12 protein-coding genes are annotated in these 16,739 nt (G+C 38.8%); 6 read left to right on the top strand and 6 right to left on the bottom strand.

The genetic code is table 11. The features are described from left to right. The first annotated feature begins 64 nt into the window (after positions 1-64). Complete coding sequence (locus AWW68_RS12645) at positions 65-268, top strand: hypothetical protein (RefSeq protein WP_068221587.1); 204 nt, start codon at positions 65-67, stop codon at positions 266-268. Positions 269-272: 4 nt separating this feature from the next. On the opposite strand, the gene AWW68_RS12640 is transcribed toward AWW68_RS12645, so the two are convergent. Continuing rightward, complete coding sequence (locus tag AWW68_RS12640; RefSeq protein WP_068221585.1) at positions 273-707, bottom strand: DUF2147 domain-containing protein; 435 nt, start codon at positions 705-707, stop codon at positions 273-275. A gap of 246 nt (positions 708-953) precedes the next feature. Between AWW68_RS12640 and AWW68_RS12635 the strand changes: the two genes are divergently transcribed. The 5 genes from AWW68_RS12635 (at position 954) to pdeM (ending at position 8,605) form a co-directional block, all read left to right on the top strand. Continuing rightward, positions 954-1,661 (top strand): hypothetical protein, encoded by a 708-nt coding sequence (locus AWW68_RS12635; RefSeq protein ID WP_068221582.1) that lies wholly within the window; start codon positions 954-956, stop codon positions 1,659-1,661. After that, the gene (locus AWW68_RS12630) at positions 1,658-4,456 is read left to right on the top strand and encodes a carboxypeptidase-like regulatory domain-containing protein (protein ID WP_068221580.1); all 2,799 of its coding nucleotides are present in this window, start codon (positions 1,658-1,660) and stop codon (positions 4,454-4,456) included. The genes AWW68_RS12635 and AWW68_RS12630 overlap by 4 nt, the downstream gene beginning before the upstream one ends. A 5-nt stretch (positions 4,457-4,461) precedes the next feature. Further along, positions 4,462-6,663: a hypothetical protein gene (locus AWW68_RS12625; RefSeq protein ID WP_157717640.1), complete on the top strand. Its 2,202-nt coding sequence runs from the start codon at positions 4,462-4,464 to the stop codon at positions 6,661-6,663. Continuing rightward, on the top strand, positions 6,656-7,888 hold the full coding sequence (locus tag AWW68_RS12620; RefSeq protein WP_068221577.1) for a DUF4249 domain-containing protein: 1,233 nt from the start codon (positions 6,656-6,658) through the stop codon (positions 7,886-7,888). Before AWW68_RS12625 ends, AWW68_RS12620 begins: the two co-directional genes overlap by 8 nt. An 84-nt stretch (positions 7,889-7,972) precedes the next feature. Further along, positions 7,973-8,605, top strand: a complete 633-nt coding sequence (pdeM, locus tag AWW68_RS12615) for a ligase-associated DNA damage response endonuclease PdeM (protein ID WP_068221575.1) — start codon at positions 7,973-7,975, stop codon at positions 8,603-8,605. A gap of 268 nt (positions 8,606-8,873) precedes the next feature. Here the strand turns inward: pdeM and AWW68_RS12610 are convergent, their stop codons facing one another. The 5 genes from AWW68_RS12610 to AWW68_RS12590 all read right to left on the bottom strand — a co-directional run bounded on the left by AWW68_RS12610 (position 8,874) and on the right by AWW68_RS12590 (position 16,716). Continuing rightward, positions 8,874-11,555 (bottom strand): ABC transporter permease, encoded by a 2,682-nt coding sequence (locus tag AWW68_RS12610; protein ID WP_068221573.1) that lies wholly within the window; start codon positions 11,553-11,555, stop codon positions 8,874-8,876. Continuing rightward, positions 11,552-11,884, bottom strand: coding sequence for a PadR family transcriptional regulator (locus tag AWW68_RS12605; protein ID WP_068221571.1), 333 nt, complete (start codon positions 11,882-11,884; stop codon positions 11,552-11,554). The genes AWW68_RS12610 and AWW68_RS12605 overlap by 4 nt, the downstream gene beginning before the upstream one ends. A 174-nt stretch (positions 11,885-12,058) precedes the next feature. Then, positions 12,059-12,529, bottom strand: a complete 471-nt coding sequence (locus AWW68_RS12600; protein ID WP_068221569.1) for a phage tail protein — start codon at positions 12,527-12,529, stop codon at positions 12,059-12,061. A 3-nt stretch (positions 12,530-12,532) separates the two neighbouring features. Beyond that, positions 12,533-14,086, bottom strand: coding sequence for a phage tail sheath family protein (locus AWW68_RS12595; RefSeq protein ID WP_068221567.1), 1,554 nt, complete (start codon positions 14,084-14,086; stop codon positions 12,533-12,535). Between the two features lie 224 nt (positions 14,087-14,310). Then, positions 14,311-16,716: an ABC transporter permease gene (locus AWW68_RS12590; RefSeq protein ID WP_068221565.1), complete on the bottom strand. Its 2,406-nt coding sequence runs from the start codon at positions 16,714-16,716 to the stop codon at positions 14,311-14,313. Between the last annotated feature and the right edge of the window lie 23 nt (positions 16,717-16,739).

The raw sequence follows: 16,739 nt of genomic DNA, 5'->3' as shown, positions 1-16,739 counted from the left end.
TGATAAGCTAACGTATAGATTACTCTAGATACACCTAATTGATATAAGTACTATAAATCAGTTAATGAAAAACACCTTTCGTAAGGTATTCAGAGCGGCCTTATGCCTTTTCTTGTTCTTATTTGCAGTAGGTATAGTTTATATTTTTGGTAAAGAGCAATTCAATCTGACACAGGAAGACTTTATAATCTCCGCATTGCTAGCCGGTATATCTGGTTTGGTGTCTGTTGCCCTCATCATTATACTCCGAATGATGAAGGCAAATTAAGGCTCTATTTATAGCGAGACCATACAACAGTACGCCCAAACATTGGTGCACCTATATATCCCCTCACCTCAAGTTTCCCTTTCTTCATTTTAATTCTACAAGAGTAGGTTTTTCCACTTTCAGGATCATAGATTTCTCCATCTTCCCACTGATCATCATCAAAAACAAACCCTTTTATGAGGTTTAAGCCCACTATTGGCCTATCTCTTAGCTCCTTTTCAGGGTTTTCCTTATCTCGTTTCAGTGAACCATCTTCATTTTTAGGCTCCTTTAACCATACAATCTTGCCGTTGTACTTACCATTCTCTTTATAAACCTCAATTCGCGCCTTTCCTTCATCGGTTAACCAAGTACCCAAAATATCATCTGCTTTTTGGGCATACGCCAGACTACTTAAGGCTGTCAAGGAAATAAAAACTAGTATCAATCTGTTAATCATAATGCAATATAGATTAGCATAAATTAAGCCAATAATAATTCCAAGAAATCTGAAACATGCGGTAAACAACACAACCCACTCCGTTCAATCCAAGATTTTCTATAAACAGTTCCATACCTACTAAATCGTTATTTCTACCGATTGTAGAGTCTTTCAATGTATTGAAAGAATTCTCTTTGAAAAAACACCTTTTTCAATCAATCTTTCAAGATAGGCGAAACCTGCCAACAAGAAGCTTATAACTCAATGAAGAAGACGCTCATTTTTTTTACTCTTTTTATTCTCGTTCACTTAGATAGTTACTCTCAAGAATACAGCATTAAAGATTTTAATCTTGATGGCAATATTGATGCTTGGTTCAAGGCCAATTTCGATTCTGCCAATGTTAAGCCGATGATCGGTGCTCTACCTATAGTTTCTCCACCAAGAAGGAGATCAAGCGTGTTTTTTGTAGAAAAGTCTCAAGACTGGGTAACTGCAGATCTTACATATGACAGTCATTTCTACAGCAATGCTAAGCTTAGATATGACCTTGAGAAACAGGTAATATACATTCTTAACCCATTGAGTTTACAACCAATTACTCTCAATCAGAATCTAGTAAATAAAATAGAAACCGAGTTAGGAGTACTTAAAGCTAGGAAAGATTCAAAGGGCTATTATCTAGTTCTTTCTAAAGGAAATAATTTCTCGCTCATTAAAGAAAGCTCAAAACACTCAGTTGTAGAGGGTACCGAGTTTCAGTACCAACGCGTAGACAAGTACTACTTACTCTTCAGTGACAGAAAAGAGGTAATAGTAAATGCTCGATCATTACTGAAACGTTTCCCAGATTATAAGAAGGAAATAAAGAAGTTCATGAGAACAAAGGAATCGAGGCAGTTAAAAACCTTGGATAAAGAGAAGCATTTAATTCACATCGCAGAGTATTGTGATTCAATAATCACTTCATGAAACATTTTTTAATATTGATGCTTTTGCTTTCATGCTTGAAGGTTGCCGCACAAGACTTATCATTTACATTCACCAATACTTATCAGGGCGCTAGCATTGAAAAAGTAATAGAAGACATAGAGAATAGTTCTAGCTATCGCTTTTATTACAAAACTGAATGGATAGACTCGCTTGAGTTTAGTGGATCGTTTAATAAAGCACCATTAAACAACGTTTTAGCAAGTATTTTCGAAGGCACTCCTATAAGGCACCACATTGAAGCTAGAAAGATATACCTGACCAATGGTATAGACATTATAACCTCGCCACAACTAATCTCGTCTTTGGTGGCTCAGAACAACACTGAAGAAACTCCTAAAGCAACCACACAAGAAGAATCAGGTAAAGAGATATTGTTTACCAAGGAATACAAAGGAGAAACCCAAAACGACAACGATCTAGAGAACTTTGTTTTTGAAATTGGAAGCCGTGCTCAATTCACAGCAGGTAAAACGTCTACTCTTGTTGGTTATGTAAAAGAAAAAGACACTGGAGAGCCTATTGAAGGAGCAATTGTATATACTCCAAATGGGAATAAGTCTGCCGTTACCTCAGCAGATGGGTTTTACAGTCTCAATTTGGTTAGTGGCCAACATGTAATTCAGGTTCAGTTTACTGGTATGAAAAGAACGAAGCGAAACCTGATTCTTTTCTCTAATGGTCAACTGAATATTGACATGGAGGTTGATGTAATAGCCCTTAATGAAATTGTTGTTGAAGCTAACCGCGGAGCAAATGTTGAGCAACTAGCAACTGGAATGGAAAGGTTAAGCATAGAAGATTCCAAAACAGTACCTGTTGTACTTGGGGAAAAAGACATTCTGAAAGTAGCGACTACTTTTGCTGGCGTTCAAACTGTTGGCGAAGGAGCGGCTGGCTTTAACGTTAGAGGAGGAAAATCAGATCAAAACCTTTTCCTTTTTGAAGGTGCAACGGTTTATAATGCATCTCACTTCTTAGGCTTCTTTTCCGTATTTAACTCAGATGCTCTAGAAGGCTTAGAGGTAATGAAAAGCGGAATTCCAGCTCGCTTAGGAGGAAGACTATCATCTGTTTTTGATATAACAACCAAAACAGCGAACAAAGAGAAAATTGGAGTGGAAGGAGGAATATCACCGATTACATCACGGGTTACTGCCGAAATTCCAATTGTAAAAGAAAAAGCCTCCCTCTTGGCTAGCGGACGTATTACATATTCTGACTGGATTCTTGAAAGCATTAAACATTCTGACTTTAAGAACAATAAAGTGTCGTTTAGTGATTTCATTGTGAAGTATGACCATGAGATAAATCAAGACGATAGACTAACCGTTGCAGGATACTATAGTAAAGATGATTTTCGTCTAAATTCAGACACACTCTTTTCATTCTCAGATTTTTCTTATGTGAACCAAATGGCTTCGGCCAAATGGGGGCACCGATTCGATGGAACATTTGATGCATCCCTTACCGCTACTTACAGTCAGTATAGCTATGACTTTGAAGCAACTCAATTGGCCGCAAATGCATTTTCTCAAGATTTTGGAATTAGAGAAATTGGAATCAAGTCAGATTTCAATAAGGACTTTAATGCTTTTCACTTCTTCAATTTTGGGCTAGAACTAAAAAGATACAGTATTAACCCAGGTACAAAAACCCCAATTGGAAGCGAATCTATTGCAACTAGAGTAGAATTAGATAGAGAACAAGGAATTGAAGGAGCTCTCTACTTCTCCGACAAACATGAGTTCAGTGATAAGCTAAGCTTCAACTATGGGCTCCGATACAGCTTCTTTACTTATTTAGGCCCTGGCACAACTAATCTCTATCTGGATAACGCACCGAAAAACGGAGATACTAAAATAGGTGAAGAAACACACGGAAAAGGTGAGTTCATCAAGACATATCATGGTCCGGAGTTTAGGTTTGCAGCTAGATACTTACTAAATGAATCCAGCTCTATTAAGCTTAGCTATGATAGGAGTAGACAATATTTGCACGCCCTTTCTAACAGTGCTTCACTTTCACCAACTGATTTATGGAGGCTCTCCAATACCTATATTAAACCTCAGGTTGGTAATCAACTGTCTTTAGGTTACTATAAAGACCTATTGGATGGAGAGTTAGAGAGCTCTGTTGAGATTTATGGTAAAAAGCTTAATAACCTGCTAGACTTTAAGACGGGTGCCGACTTTCTATTAAATGACAGAATAGAATCTATCGCATTACAAGGCCCAGGCAAATCTTATGGAGTAGAACTCTCTTTAAAGAAGTCTGGCAGGCTGAATGGTTGGTTCAACTATACTTATGCCAGAACTCTACTTAAACTGGATGGACAATTTGAAGAAGAAGTAGTTAATAACGGAAACTACTTTCCTACTAATTATGACAAGCCACACACCATTAACCTAGTTAGTAATTACGAAGTCACTCATAGGTTCTCGCTCTCTTATAACTTTGTTTATAACTCTGGGCGACCTATCACCTTCCCTACTGGCTTATACAGACTGAATGGTATAGAAATTCTTAATTACTCGGATAGAAACGAATATCGCATTCCAGATTACATCAGAATGGACATTGGCCTAACTCTTAAATGGGGGCACAGAGTCACTAAAGGAGCTCATTCATTTTGGTCGGTTTCAGTATATAATGTGCTAGGCCGTAAAAACCCGTTCTCTTTATATTTTGATTTGGATAGAGGTGAAGTAAAAGGATACAAATTATCCGTATTCGGTTCTCCTATACCTACCATCTCTTACAACTTTAAATTCTAATGGAGATGAAGCTTTACACTCAAAACAGCCAAAACTTTATAATTGCACTTGTTATCTTTTTCAGTGCAATTCAAACCAGTTTTTCGCAGACTGACAATGTTCGTGAGAAGGTCTTCATCAACTTAAACACACACGACTTGCTGGTTGGTGAAACCCTTCAATATGCCACATCTAGCATTAGCTATACGAACAACAAAATCTCTCACCTCAGCAAATATGTGTATGTAGAATTGATTGGAGAAAATGGGGTAATCTTTCAAAGAAAGCATCAATTGATTGAGGGAAAAGCCTATGGTGAGTTTTTCATTCCATCAGATATTGAAACCGGATCTTATTTTCTGGTGGCTTACACTCGCTGGATGCAGAATTTTAATGATGTATCTAAGTCTGAAATCTCTATTATCAACCCATATAAAGACTATATCAACCCACAGATTACCAATGAGAAACTTAATGTAGAATTTGGAACAACCTCTGGTCAGATTGTAGCAAATGTTACCAATAAGGTAATCTTAAAAGCTAGTAAAGGTGGAAAGCCAGTAGCTATAGAGGCAAGAGTTATAAATCAAGATGGAACTATTGAAGAGGTATCTACTGATAATCAGGGATTTGGTTGGTTTGAGATAAGCCCTAATGAGAACGAGTCTCTACAACTTTTGGTAGAAGGCCAAGGTGATGGCTTCAACTTCTTTGATTTGCCTAAACCAGTTTTAAACGGAATTGGCCTTAACATTACCCATGAGGAAAGAGTAATGCTTCTTCAACCTGTAGGAGCTGTCCAAAATGGTACTCTAACTATTTACCACCAAGGCAAATCAATAGTTGAGAGGAAGATAGAAACTAGATCACCAGTAAGAGTTCAAAGAGATGATCTCCCAAAAGATGTGTTCACCGTTGTTTTTAAAGATGCAAGTGGTAGAGAGCAGTTCAGATCTCCTTTATTCAATGTTGAGGTTTCTGAAAAGAGAATTAATAATGCCTTTACTACTCAAAGCTTAGCAACTATAGATCAATATTTACCTGCTGGCAATTATAGTATTAGTATTAGAAAAGCCTTCTCATCTGAAAAGCCACGTCAACATGCAGTTGCAGACCAGAATCACGTGGCTAATGGTTTACAAGAGTTACAAAACACATCAGTTTTCAGTGCTATCGAAGAGCAACCTTTACCTGAGAAGGTAGGCCTACTTCCCGAATATAGATACCAACTTTTAGAAGGTACTTTAAAGGCAGAAGACCCTGCAATTTCTGTTCAGAATAAGCATGTAATTCTAAGCCTTACAGGTGAGAATGATATGAATATGGCCATTGCGCGAACTGACGAAAAAGGCAGATTTGTACTTGAGTACGAAACCGTGCATAGAGGTTCAATGACACCTGCACACTTAACAATACCAGACTTTGAGCAATCTTATACTGTGGAAATAGAAGAAAATTTCATCAACAATCACAGCTTAGATTTTGAACCTCTAATTATAGATTCAACATATTACTCGGACATTAAGGAGAGAAGTATAATAAGCCAGATAGAGAATGCCTATTTTACTCCTATTACGGATACTATTGCTGTTAAAAATAATGTACCTCCTACTATCCCTTATTTTAATGCACACTACGAGTTTGATGATTATACTCGTTTTAAAACACTTAAAGAACATTTCGCAGAATACATTCAAGTTGCTGGTGTTAGAGAAAGGAAAGGCGAAAAAAGATTTGTACTCTATAGCTTAGACGAAGGCTTCACCTTTGAGACAGACCCAATGGTGTTCCTTGATGGCGTTCCGGTACCAATGAATGAAATTTTGGAGTTTAGCCCATATCGAATTAAAAGTGTAGATATATTTAATAGACGCTATTTTCTAGGTTCATTAGTAGCAGATGGAGTATTGAGCTTTCAAACATTGGAAGGCAACTTAGGTGGTTTTCAGTTCGATAGAAATCACATGGTGTTTGAGTTACTCTCTCCACAACCAGCTCCGAAAACTTCATATAATTCTTTTAATTCAGAAGATAGAGTACCAGATTCTAGAATACAATTGCTCTGGCTACCAGACTACAAAGTGAATAAAAATGAAACCGTACCTATACAGTTTCAAACCTCTGGAATTGCAGGTGAGTATAGAATGTACATCGAAGGATTCACCACCAATGGAGAACCTGTTTCAATCATCAATACATTTACCGTAAACGAGCTCGATAATGAATAAGATTAACGTGCATAAGTCATTGAAAATTTTCCTTCTAGCCTTAGCTTCCTTTGCTCTGGTTGCTTGTGTAGAAGAAATAGAAACAGAATCGTTTTCTTACGAAAAACTCCTAGTTGTAGACGCCAACATATCCAATATTACTAAAGCTCACCAGGTGCGGTTGTTCTATACCTCTCCAGTTGATCAAGAATCTCAAAGTGAATCTACTGCATTAAGCGGAGCCTCGGTTTGGGTAGAAAGTGAAGATGGCGATGTAGTGAACTTCACTGAGCGAAATGCAGGTACTTATGAGTCGCCTAATGATTTTGGAGGTACACTTGGTAAAAGTTACGCGCTTTTTATTGTAACTAATGAAGGAAAAAGGTACCAATCTACATTTGAGCAATTAGAAGAGGCTCCTGAGATCAGCCGCATCTACAACCGTTTAGGTGTAGAAGAAGCAGATTTAGCCACAGATCCAGTTCCTGGAGTACAGTTTTTTATAGATGTAGATGATGCAAGTAATGGAAGTCAGTTTTACCGCTATGAATGGAATGATGCTCATCAAATTATAGTGCCTTACATTAAGCGCTACGATTACCAAAGAAACTCATCTCCTTCCATAGTTCCCTATAACAAAGATGTGAGAGAGTGCTATAGAGAACAAAACTCTAGTCAACTCATTTTGGCAACCTCAACTATAAGTAATGGACAAATTAAAGAACTAGACATTAATTTCGCTCCTGCATCATTATTCGACCTGACAACAGCCTATAGTCTAGAAATTGTACAAAGAGCAATTACTCCAGAAGCCTACAGTTACTATAGAAAAATTGAGCTCTTCAACGAGTCGAATGGCAGCCTATTCGACAAACAACAAGGGGCAGTAATAGGTAACATGGTGAGTATAGATAACCCTAACGAGAAAGTTTTAGGTTATTTTGAAGTATCTGGAGCAACCAGTAAAAGAATCTTCATTGACCCTCTGGATTTCGACCCTGAGGTAGTTCCATATTTAGACCGAACCTGTGAGAAGTATTGGTCAATTCAATTTGAAGGATCAGTACCAGACTTCTATGAAGCAACAGATGTTGCTGAAGAAATGAGAGGTTCCGAAATTGCAATAAGAGGTCTTTATGAACTCTATGATTACGTAGAAGGTACTGGAGAGAAGCTATTCGCACATAAACTTTGCGTTAATTGTACCAGAAGTGGCGGGCTTGAAAAACCAGACTATTGGCAGTGATTTTTGCGAGCTGAAGGGAAACACATAAGTTATCTTCAACTATTTTTGGCAGATTGATCTATAAATCAATGGAGTCAATATTATATGTCTACCCATCAGCTACTTGGCCAAACACTTCATCTTCTTCCTGAAAAAGGTATTTTTTGGGAAGAAAAAAACTACCTCATCTTGGCCGACCTTCATTTGGGAAAAGCGGGGCACTTCCGCAAGTCAGGCATTCCTATCTCTGACTTAATTCATTCTAAAGACATCCTAATTCTGGATAAACTCATTGCCAAGTTCAAGCCTCAGCAAGTGATCTTTCTAGGCGACCTATTCCACTCGGATCATAACCAAGGCTGGGAAGTCTTCAAACGATGGATCAAATCTAAAGCGCCTTTGCCATTTAAATTAGTATTGGGCAATCACGATGTCTTAGACGAAAGTAGCTATAGAATCTCCAACCTAGAGGTAATGGAAAAACTCAGTCTCCACCCTTTCGACCTAACTCACATTCCTGAAGAAACTGAACTATATAACCTGGCAGGGCATATCCACCCCGCAGTGCGTCTTACTGGTAAAGGCAGGCAATCATTGCGCTTACCTTGTTTCTACTTCGGTAAAAAAAATGGACTCCTCCCGGCCTTTGGCAACTTTACAGGCACTGCTAAAATCAATATTGATAAAACCGATGCGGTTTTTGCTATAGCAGATAACAAAGTAGTTAGGGTTAATTAGGACATTAGGTGATTGGTCAATTAGGAATTTGGCCTGTAGAGTCCAAATAGGACCGTTTAACAGTCTTGCGGAGATCCAAAATGAATACTATTGAATTTTGTGGTAATCTGAAGGTTCTCAACACCGATTCAAATAAGAGAAAAGCTGTTTAAGCATTTAAGCGAAGTAGTGACTCAATTATTAAAGGATGTCATCTTCATATCTTTTGCAAAGAAAGAGATGACATCCTTTTTCAAAGAAACCTAAAGACACTATAGCCCTCTTATAGCTACTCTACCCTCAATGCTTTGACAGGATTAATTCGTGAAGCTCTGATGGCATGATATGCGATTACCATTAGCATCAATAAAAATGATAGCAATCCGCTGATAAGGAAAACCACAATTCCCACATCTATTCTATAGGCAAAATCGCTTAACCACTGATTCATGATATACCAGGTTATCGGAATAGAAATAACGAATGCTAGTAATAACTGAATACCAAACTGACGAACAAGAATATTCATGATTGTCATTGGCGAAGCACCAAGAACTTTGCGTATTCCAATTTCTTTAACCTTGGTATTGACGACCAAAATAGTAAGTCCTAACAAACCAAAGGAAGCAATAAGAACACTGATTATGGTGGCAATTCCCGCGATTTTATTCACCCTAGCTTCGTCTTCATACATCAACTTCAAACGCTCATCTACAAAGTCAAAAACGAGCTCTTCATTCGGAAAAGTCTCGGCCCAAACATTCTCCAGAAGCGCTTGAACGCCTAACAAACTCTCACCTTTATATTTAAAAAACACTTTCGGAATGGGGTAACTATCGAAGGTCAAATCGCTGATACCTTGGGTAATTGGCTCACTATTTTGAGAAATAACAAGTGGCTCAACTTGGGTATGTAATGACTGAAAATTGAAATCTTTAGTAACCCCAATAATAGTATGTTTCCCAAACTCTTCACCTGGTAACTTTTTGCCAACGGGATCTTCCGTTCCAAAGAAATACTCTGCAGCAGACTCATTGATAAGAATAGATTCTCGTTTATCAATCTCCAAATTCGGGTCGAAATCTCTACCAGCAACCATCTCTATTCCAAAACCAGAAATGAAATATGGGTCGGTTAATACCAAGTGAAACTGACGGAATTGATCATTGAGGTCTCTGAAACCCATGGTTGTCCACCCAGGTGTTCCGAAAATATGCATTGTTGCCCCTAAATCGGTTACCTCAGGGTATTGGCTTAGCTTCGCTTTGATGATTTCTGCATTCTCAAATCCAGAATCGATCTGTCGAAAAATGCCCTCACTTCCATCTTTAGGATACATGTTTAGGTAAACCATAGCCTCTTTCTCATAGCCCACATCAGAATTTTGAAGAAAATTCAACTGTTGTTTCATAACTAAAGAGCCAGAGATCAGGAAAATGGTCAGCAGCAACTGAAACACAATCAGCGCTTTGCGAAGCACACCTACTCCTCTTCCACCCGAAGAACCTCCACGAATTATGGCTATAAGTTTAAGGTTTGAGAGCACAAAGGCAGGGTAAATACCCGTAGCAATTCCGACAAAAAGAACAATTAGACCATAAACGGCAATGCTTTGCGCATCTACTGGAATCTCTATTTGGGTTCCTGCCAAGTGGTTGAAAGTTGGTAAAAGCGCGTAAGCTAAACCGATTCCTACTAGGGTTGCACAAGCTGTAATTAGAATACTTTCGGACAAATACTGCCAAATTAAGCCTCCTTTTTGAGCACCAACTACCTTTCTAATACCAACCTCCTTGGCTCGTCTAATAGATTGACCAGTTGAAAGAGTGGTATAATTAATACATGCCATAATGAGCACCAATAGCCCTATGGTAGCCAAAACGTATACATAATTGGGGTTTCCGACAGGATAAGCGGATGCTGGAAAATCTGGGTTTAGGTGAATATCCTCTAACGGTTGAAGACCAAGTACATACTGTCCCTCCTCGATATCATCGCCCAAAACAGAATTAATCATTGCAGGAAACTTCGATTCTACTGCGTCTTGAGCGGTGTTTTCCTTCAACAAAACAAATGTCTCAGGGCCTATATTGAACCATGCCTGCTGAGCTCTTGCGCTGTAGAACCGTTCCATATCTTCATTCGATACAATCATATTCATCTGAAAGCCTGTATTCTTAGGCATATCAGGAATAATCGCTGAAACGTTGTAATTCACCTTTTCAGACCCTAACTGAACGGTAAGCGTCTTTCCCACCGGCTCATCAGAACCAAAGTATTTTAAGGCATATGACTCCGTAAGTACAATGTCATTTCTGCCTAGCGCATTGGCCTGATTACCCTTTATCAGTTCGAATGAGAACACATCGAAGAAGTTATTGCTGACCATTGCAATACGTTCATTCAACCTATTCTCACCCTCACCAACCAAATAGTTTCCATAGTCTACCAAGGTTATGGCTTCTACCTCTGGAATGTTCTCTTCTAAGGTTGGTGCAAGCGGTAAAGGAGAAGAAGTGTAGAAAAACCGCTGTCCCTCTCCATAGTCTTCTTCAGACCATGTACGATAGATTCTATCTCCATTTTCGTGGAACTTATCAAAGCTAACTTCCTGCTTAACATAAAGCGAGATGAGAATAAAGCAGGCCATTCCTATGGCTATACTACCTACATTAAGAACGGTATTGGTTTTCTGCTTCCAAAGCACCCTAGCCGCAATTTTGAAATTGTTTCTTGTCATTTGAATGAAATTTGAGTTTGACTTTTTGATTTGTTTAATGTTCGAAAGGCGAAAAAACCTGAGCACATCCCAATGGAAAAGCAGCTTAGCCTTTGCCGGACTTTCCTCTACCCTTCTTTCGAAGAGTTCGAATACATCGCCTTCAATTTCTTCTAAGAACTCGCTTTTGCAGTAAAGCTGTAAGAAGCGTCTGGCGAGTCTGGGAGGTGATATTTTCCTGTTAATACTCAAGATTGACCGAATGAGATATCAGGAATTCTGTTGTAAAGCTTTGCACGCATAGACTGTGCATCGTCTAATGCTTTTTTACCGTAGCTGGTTAATTCGAAGTAACGTTTGCGTCTGCCACCTCTTTCGTTAGTGGCTCCACCCATAAAGCTCTTTACAAAGCCTTTATCTTCTAGCCTTCGCATAGCAGAATGAATGGCAGAAATATTTACTGACCTACCAGTTTCACTTTTAATATCATCCATAATGGCCACTCCATAGGCCTCTGGATATAATGCTCCTACCGTGAGCAAAACCAGTTCTTCAAATTCTCCGAGATATGTTCCTTTCATATTAGCGCAACATTAGTTACACAAATATAAAAGAAATATTTCTTTCACTTATGTACAACTAATTAACACCTGTTAACTGAAAGAAAGGATTGAACTGTTTAAATACTGAAGTGAACTGTCTAGTACGTTGCCAACAATTGCCAGTTTAGAAGGAATACAAGCTAAAAAAGACTGTCATCTATCCGCCTGATTAGAAAAGGCTAGTTCCTGATAGGCTAATTCTATCGAATCTATGCCAACTTCATTACCGTCAGACTTTAGGTCTGTCGAAGAAATTTTAGTAGGCCACGCATTTATAAGAGTCCAAGTAATGACTACTTTCCCAATTTCATCTATGAGTTTAATAGTTACTGTTCGTCTTTTGATTGTATTCAATTTAAGCTCATCGTATAATTTCCAAAATGAACCTGAGTTCAAGAAGACACCTCTCTTTAAAGTAACGTTTCCATACTTGGCAATTCCTGGCATTTTCACTGGACCAAAGTCAGGGCTATCGCCTTTTCTATACTCTATCAACTGAGTCTCAGAATCCAGGCCTGATACTTCTTGAAACAAGATATTCTGCACAATATCTCCCCAGTCTACCCTAAACCTGTAATTCGGCATTGGCCATCCCTTGCTATTCGCTGAACTATTACTGCTCATACTTTAAGACGATTGTTGTTGCTGTTCTAGGCTTATAACTATGTATTCCGCAGGGAGAACAACCGCCAATTTTACAATTACCCTTAAGGTGCCATTCATTATGTCTTCAGCAGTTATTGAGCTTCCAAGACCAACACTTATCGAAAAAGCATCATCCGATTTTGCCCCTTGAAGTGCCCCTTGTTTCCAAATGTTATATAGAAAGCTACTAATCATGCTTTTAATAGCAATCCATGTGTTTGCATCATTCAGTTCAAAAATGTAGGCTTTCATTGCTAATTTTATTGACTGCTCAATCATAGTGATTGTCCTTCTTACATTGATATACCTCCAGTCTGGGCTATTTCCGTCTAGAGTTCGAGCTCCCCAAACTAAAACTCCCCGCCCCATGAATGCACGAATAGCATTGATAGACTTTCCTGTCAAGGCATCTACATTGAGATCCGCTTGCATCGATTCGCTAATATTTAAAGTAAGAGCGCTAGTACTCATCACTGCAACATTGGCCGGAGCTTTCCAGACTCCGCTGTTGTTGTCTACATTGGTATAAACGCCTGCCATAGCGCCACTAGGTGGAAGCGTATTGATTTTCTCAACTACTATTTTCATCAATTGCCTATATGGCAAACAGATGCTACTTAACATACTGCTTATTTGAGCTTCTTCCTCATCTGGATGATTCTTGAGTGTATTTATAATCTGTAACGCTTGTGCATTTGGGCTTCCCGAGTTGCTTACAAAGTTTGTTAAGAACTCTAAATCGCCATTATTGACATTGTGGTAACTTACTTGATTCTCTGCCGTCACCGTGGTGATTAAGAAAGGATAATAGACCGCACCATAACTAAGCCCATTGGTGCCAACAGCAGTTCTAAAACTTTCAATGTCTTCTGTGTACAGTTTAGGATCTGGGGCTTCTCCACCTTTAACATCTAAAATGGAAACTGCTGTCCGCACTTCCATATTCTGTTTAAGCATGGTCTGCATGAGTGTGCTATTATCTACCTTATTCAACAAGGTAGCTTCTGGCACTACATACATAGTAACCTCTGGTTCTTTTTGTAAGGCACTAAGTCCATTTAAGAGCTCTGAAAGCTTAACATTCGGGTTTTCTAATGGAGCCCCTAGTGCCTTGGCTTTACCAGATGGTTTTCCATAAGAACCTACAGAAACGATATAGGCCTCACCGCCTCCATTCTGGTAAAACAATTGAATACTGTTATATAAATAGTATATAGTAGCAGGGTCTGGCTCTATAGCGTAGTCTTTGCCTTGAATGTAATGGGATTGGCCATTTTCTGCCTCTTTTTCCAATTCAGACACATAGTACATTGGTTTATGCTGAGTAGCATTTTGGTCTGCATAGCCGAAAAAAGTTAAAAACTCCATCAGTGAACAAACCTTCACTGGCCTGTTTAGGTATGATTTACCTTCATACTCTGTTCTGGAGGTATAACCTATAAACGCTGGAATAGCCGTTGGTACTTCTTGAACTGAGTTAGGAAATGCGTTTACCTCTTTGATATAGACTCCAGGAGTCTTAATGGTTTTAGACATGTTTGTGTTTATTGATTTCAGTTTCAATATATGCCTATACACCTTTTAAACCAAGCTTAAACGAAAAGAGGCTGTCTTAAAAGTTAACTGTCATTCCCGACTCCGATCGGGAATCTCCGAAAAGTAGCTACAAAGGCCATTAAGGGATTCCCAGTCAAGCTGGGAATGACGAAGATCTTAGCTTTTGAGACCGCCTTTCTGATTTCATGACGTACTAGGCTAATCTACTCACTTCTGAGTGAATTGACTGGGTTAGAATTAGCTGCTCTAATTGCTCTGTAACTGACGGTAAGCATTGCTACCAAAAGTGTACCTAAGCCAGCTATTAAAAACACACCAAAGCCTAAACCTACTCTATATTGAAAGTTTTGCAACCAGTTGTTCATGATCCAATAAGCTATAGGCGAAGCGATCAAAAATGCGAGTAAAATCTGCTTAGTGAAAGCACCTGATAGGAGCATGAAAATCTTCCATTCGCTAGCTCCAAGTACTTTTCTAATTCCCAGTTCTTTCACTCTTTTCTGAATAGTGAACGATGCCAGTCCAAAAAGTCCAAGACAAGCAATAAATATACTTAGTGCAGCACCCACCTTAAAAATAACACTAGCCTGCCTGTCAGATTCATAGAAAATCTCTAATTGCTCATCTAAGAAATGATGTTCCATTACAGTTCTGGTATCAAACTGTTCGTGAACTACTCTTGCCGCCTCGATAACTTCTTGCATATTAGAACTATTCACCTTAAGCACGAAGTAATCTATCACTGAAGCACGATTATTCCATGCCCCCACAATCAAGGGTTCAATTTTAGTGTGAAGCGATTGAAAATTGAAATCTTCCATTACACCAACCACAGTATATTTACCTCTACCTGCATTGAGGGAAAGCTCTAGTGATTTGCCCACAGGATCATCCAGATTGAGCATTTCTACCGCACTCTGATTAAGCATAATTTTGGTGCTATCTGAGGCGTCATTACCAGTAAAGTTCTCCCCTGCCGTTAGCTTTATCTCGAAGGTGCTAAAGGCATCTGGATCGAAGCTCATGTAGTAGGCTTCTGTAGAATCTACCAATACTCCAGCAGGGTCTATTGTATTTACCCCCACCCGATTTATATTCTTCCATTCGCCTGGCACTCTAGATGTTACAGCCACTTTTTCAACCCCTGGTATTTGAGCAAATTCATTCTTCATGGTTTTGAAGACAGGTCGTACTGCTCCATTATTAATATCAATAACTAATAGGTTGTCTTCATTAAAGCCTAAGTTTTTATTTCTGATAAAGCTCATCTGATTAGAAACCACCAAGGTTGAAATAATCAGTACAGTAGAAAGCACAAACTGAAACACCACTAAGGCTTTTCGAATGTTGAAGGCTCCACCTTTAACCTGCTCTCCTTTTAGAATATTCACAGTCTTGAAGCCTGTCATAAACAGTGCAGGGTAAATGCCAGAAATAAGACCAATAACCAAAGTTAGTCCAAGTAGAATATCTAGGTAATTCAATAAAGCCATCCAGCTGAAATCATAATTTCTACCTGTCAGCTGATTGAAAAATGGCATAGCAATGTCAGTAAGTGCTACAGAAATAAACAGACCTATGAATGCTATGATCAGAGATTCCGTGAGAATTTGAGTAATTAACTGCCTTCTATCTGCTCCAACAACCTTTCTAATTCCAATTTCTTTAGCTCTGAAAACGGCCTTAGAGGTAGCCAAATTCATATAATTAACGGCCGCAATCACCACTAGAAATATGGAGATAAATATGAATATGGTAATGTAAGTTCTGTCGCTTTTAAATCTGGCAATATCAGACTCAATCTCTGCAGAATTGAAATGAATATCGGCCAGAGGCTGTAAATCGAATGAGACGAAGGCCGCCACGGTTGGTGGCAAATTAGACTGAGCTAAATCTAGCGTCTTCTGCTTTAGAGCTTCTAAATCTGCATCTGGCGAAAGCAATAAATAAGAGCTCGAAAACTCAAAAGCAGTCCAAGACCTAATAGTTTCCATGAGCTGAGGGGGCAACAATTCACTAAAGAACATATCAGCAAATAGATGCGAGTTATCGGGAATATCTTTTAAAATCCCTGTGACTTTAACATCGCCTCCTTGGGTCTGAATTACCTCGCCAAGTGCATCTAGCGAACCAAACAAGGCCATGGCTTTAGATTCAGAAATAATAACCGATTTAGGCTCTACTAAAGCAGTTTCCTCATCACCTCTCACCAACTCAAAATCGAAAACCTCTAACAATTCTGGTGTAGAAAAAAAGAAATCACGGTCGGAATAATTCTGACCATCGATGGTATAATTAATTTGGTTACCATAGCGATAGAGTGTCACCTGATTCTCCACTTCAGGTAGCTGCTCTTCCATAGTAGTAGCCAACACCATGGGGTTAGCCCCATAGTGTCTACTTGGTTCTACATTGGTTTGAATAGTGATTGGTCTAACAATTCTATCATAGTTAGTATGCATTTTGTCAAAGCTGAGTTCGTCTTTCACAAAAGTGAGAAACAGTGTGGCACCAGAAATGCCAATAGCCAGACCGATAATGTTAATGAAAGCATAGCCCTTATTCTTCCAAAGGGTTCTAAATGCAACTTTAAAATAATTTTTAAGCATTGTTGTTGAGTTTAGTTGCTTCT

Source organism: Roseivirga spongicola (assembly GCF_001592965.1).
GTDB classification, from domain to species: Bacteria; Bacteroidota; Bacteroidia; order Cytophagales; family Cyclobacteriaceae; genus Roseivirga; species Roseivirga spongicola.
This window is presented reverse-complemented; position numbering and strand designations above follow the sequence as displayed.